Raw genomic sequence first — 3,114 nt, forward strand, 5'->3', positions numbered from 1 at the left:
CGCGACTGGCATCATCTGATCGACCTATGCGCGCTGACTGGGGCGTTGGTGATCGATCTCGACGGCGCATACGATCCGCGGATCGTCAATGATCGGCTTCTGCTCGGGTTGAAAGGGACGATGTCGGAGTACGAGTTAAGCCTGATGCGCCAGCGCGGCATGGCGGCCCGCACCGCCAAGGCGCAGCGTGGCGAGTTCCGCTTCATGCTGCCGCCAGGATATTGCTGGAGCGAGTCAGGCAAGATCGAAATGGATCCCGACGAGCATGTGCAGGAGGCTGTGCGGCTCATCTTCACCAAGTTCCGCGAACTCGGAAGTGCTCGCCAAGTATACCTATGGCTGCACAGCGCTGGTATCGAAATACCGGTGGTTCGACGGAACGTCGAAGTCTATAAGGTGATCTGGAAGCCTCCGGCGTACCACACCGTCGTCCAGATTCTACATAACCCCGCCTATGCTGGCGCTTACGCGTTCGGCAAGAATGGACAGCGAACCAAGGTTGTCGATGGCCGCGCTCGCAAGACGAACGGTTATAAGAGGCCGCGCGAGGAGTGGTCGGCCCTCCTGCGTGATAATCACGAGGGCTACATCAGCTGGCAGGAGTTCGAGGAGAATCTTCGGCTGTTGCGCGAGAATGCTTACATGAAGAAAAACTGTGACCGAAAATCTGGGCGAGGCGGTCGCGCTCTGTTGACTGGCCTGATCCGCTGCGGTCGGTGCGGACGCGTGGTGCGTGTGTTCTACGGCATGGCGAAGGGATATGCGCACCGTTATCTGTGCCGTGGCGATCAGGAGGGCGTCACGGTCGGCAACGGGCTCTGCATTGGCATCGGTGGTGTCCGCGTCGACAGGGCAGTCGCACTAGCCTGCCTTGAGGCGGTCTCGGGTCAAGCTGTCGAAGCCGCCATCTTCGCCGCCGATCAGGTAGGGCGGTCGATCGATGACATTATAGCGGCACTTGAGCGCAACCTCGAAGCGGCTCGCTACGAAGCCTCCCTGGCAGCGCGGCGGTACGACATGGTTGATCCAGCAAAGCGTCATGTAGCCCGAGAACTGGAAGCGCGGTGGAATGGCGCTCTCGAACACGTTGCTGAGCTTGAGAGCAGGATTGAGGAAGAGCGTCAGAAGGCTGCTGAGCGACCGAAGATCGATCGCGCTGTTCTGCTCCAACTGGCGCACGATCTTCCTGCAGCTTGGAATGCGCCCTCGACCGACACCCGCACGAAGCAGCGGCTGATCCACGTGCTGATCAAGGAAATCATCTTCGACCTTGATGACGCTTCCAACGAAGTGGTCCTGCTTATCCACTGGCACGGTGGTCGCCATACCGAGATCCGTGTCGCTCGGGTTAAAACCGGCCGATATCCCACGGACCGGGCACCGGGTGCCGTCGAGGCGCTCCGCAAGCTTGCAGGCCATTGGCCAGACAAAGAGCTGGCAGTCTCACTCAATCGGATGTTGTGCCGCACGAACGATGGGAAAACCTGGACGACCGTGAGGGTCAAGGAAATGCGCGAGCGCCTCGACCTGCCGGAATACGATCAAGCAATATCCGACGGCAAGACGATCAGTCTCTCCAAAGCCGCAGAACAGCTAGGTATCTGCATCGGCTCGGCGAAGAAGATGGCCCTCAAAGGCATACTACCAGCCACACAGATAATGCCCGGTGCACCGTGGCTTGTCGAGGTCGACGCCCTCGCATCAGAATCGGTGCAGATAGGGGTGCAGAAAGTGATCGACAGAAGGCCTCAATATTACGAGGATTATCAATATGATAAGGTAGTCCGCCTGCCTGGAATCTAGAAAAGGAGTGCATCATGAAGACAGCTTCGGCGATCTTTGCAAGATCCTGTGGCACGACGGGATTGGTCTGTCGCTTTACGCCAACTAACTGGTTTCATACTACAGCCCTTTCGTTGAGATCGGTGCATTTTGAGCCGCCGAGCCGCCGAACGGTCTCAGCCCGGTGGACCAGTTGGTTCCATCGGCTGCATTGCTTGGCCGGGACGTGCGGTCCTGGCGGCTCATAGAGGCCGATATAGCCATTGTAGGCATGTCTTTTCACGATGCCGTATTTCGCCCATCTGACCAAGGTACACTCGGTGATGCCGAGTGCTGCGCAGGCCTCCGCTTTTGTCAGCATTCCCTGCTCGCGCAGCCGGTCGTAGCGAGAACGCAGACCATATCGTTTGACGAGATAGATGACGCGCAGGTCAGTGAACTGGGCATCGGCCTGATCGCGCCGCGCTGAGCCGCCGGGGCGGATTCCTTTTGCATTCAGGATGTCCGCGATTTCGGCGCAGATATGGTCGTCGAGAAGCTTGTCGACCAGTTCGACCACCTCGGGCCGCGTCTTTACCTGCTGTGCGGAGGATTTGGGGTTCTGGGTCGTCAGTGTTTCGGTCCTCCCGCCTCGGAAGCGGATGTGGATCCGGGTCTCTCCCTCGGCCGGGAACTTGAGCAATGTGACGTCCTCGACAAGATAGGCAAGAAGCCGCTTGCGTTCACGGTTCGGCAGGGCTGGGTCGGACCAGACCGTCTTGAAGTCGGTCGTCATGGCGGTCAATCGATCGCGGATTGCATCGTCCAGTGTCAGCCGGTCATCGCGCAGAGCGCGCTCTCGTTCTTCCTGCACATCGATAAAGGCCCGCCTGCGCGGCGGCATCCTCAACAAGGTGCGCCGCGGTGACGTTGTCCACTTTGCGGAGTTGTTTCCTTCCATCAACGGTCCGGCGGTAAAGACGCTGCCCATAGGCATAGACACCCGCGTAGCGGGGATTGTGCAGCGTGCGCATGGCGGTCGAGGCGGTCAGCGGTTGGAAGACCACCTGTTTCCCGTTGCGAAGCCGGGATGGGAAGAGCAGGCCTTCCCTGGCGAACGCCTTGACAGTCTGCGTGGCCGATCCGACCCGCGAGAACGTCTCGAAGAAGTGGGTGATCATCTCCCGGATTTGGGCGTCAGGATCGAGGACCACATCGCCAACCTCATCATAAACTATCCGCTGCCGTGCCGGCTGTTGGCCTGCCGAACGCAGATAGATTTCATATCGTTCCGTGGCGCGGCACTGCATCGCCCAATGCAGTTGCGCGCCGGTGCCGGTCACGCAGTTTTTT

Annotated in this window: 3 protein-coding genes; 1 reads left to right on the top strand and 2 read right to left on the bottom strand. The window is 59.4% G+C overall.

All coding sequences use genetic code 11. The features are described from left to right. Nucleotides 1-1,803 (top strand): recombinase family protein (locus L3X40_RS21350; RefSeq protein ID WP_237367355.1); only part of this gene is annotated, 1,803 nt, incomplete at its 5' end. Between the two features lie 94 nt (nt 1,804-1,897). On the opposite strand, the gene L3X40_RS21355 is transcribed toward L3X40_RS21350, so the two are convergent. Both L3X40_RS21355 and L3X40_RS21360 read right to left on the bottom strand, forming a co-directional pair. Beyond that, entirely contained in the window at nt 1,898-2,635 is a 738-nt protein-coding gene (locus L3X40_RS21355; RefSeq protein ID WP_237367356.1) for a hypothetical protein, read from the bottom strand. Beyond that, nucleotides 2,601-3,114 (bottom strand): recombinase family protein (locus tag L3X40_RS21360; RefSeq protein ID WP_237367357.1); only part of this gene is annotated, 514 nt, incomplete at its 5' end. The genes L3X40_RS21355 and L3X40_RS21360, both read right to left, overlap by 35 nt.

Source organism: Rhizorhapis sp. SPR117 (assembly GCF_021742065.1).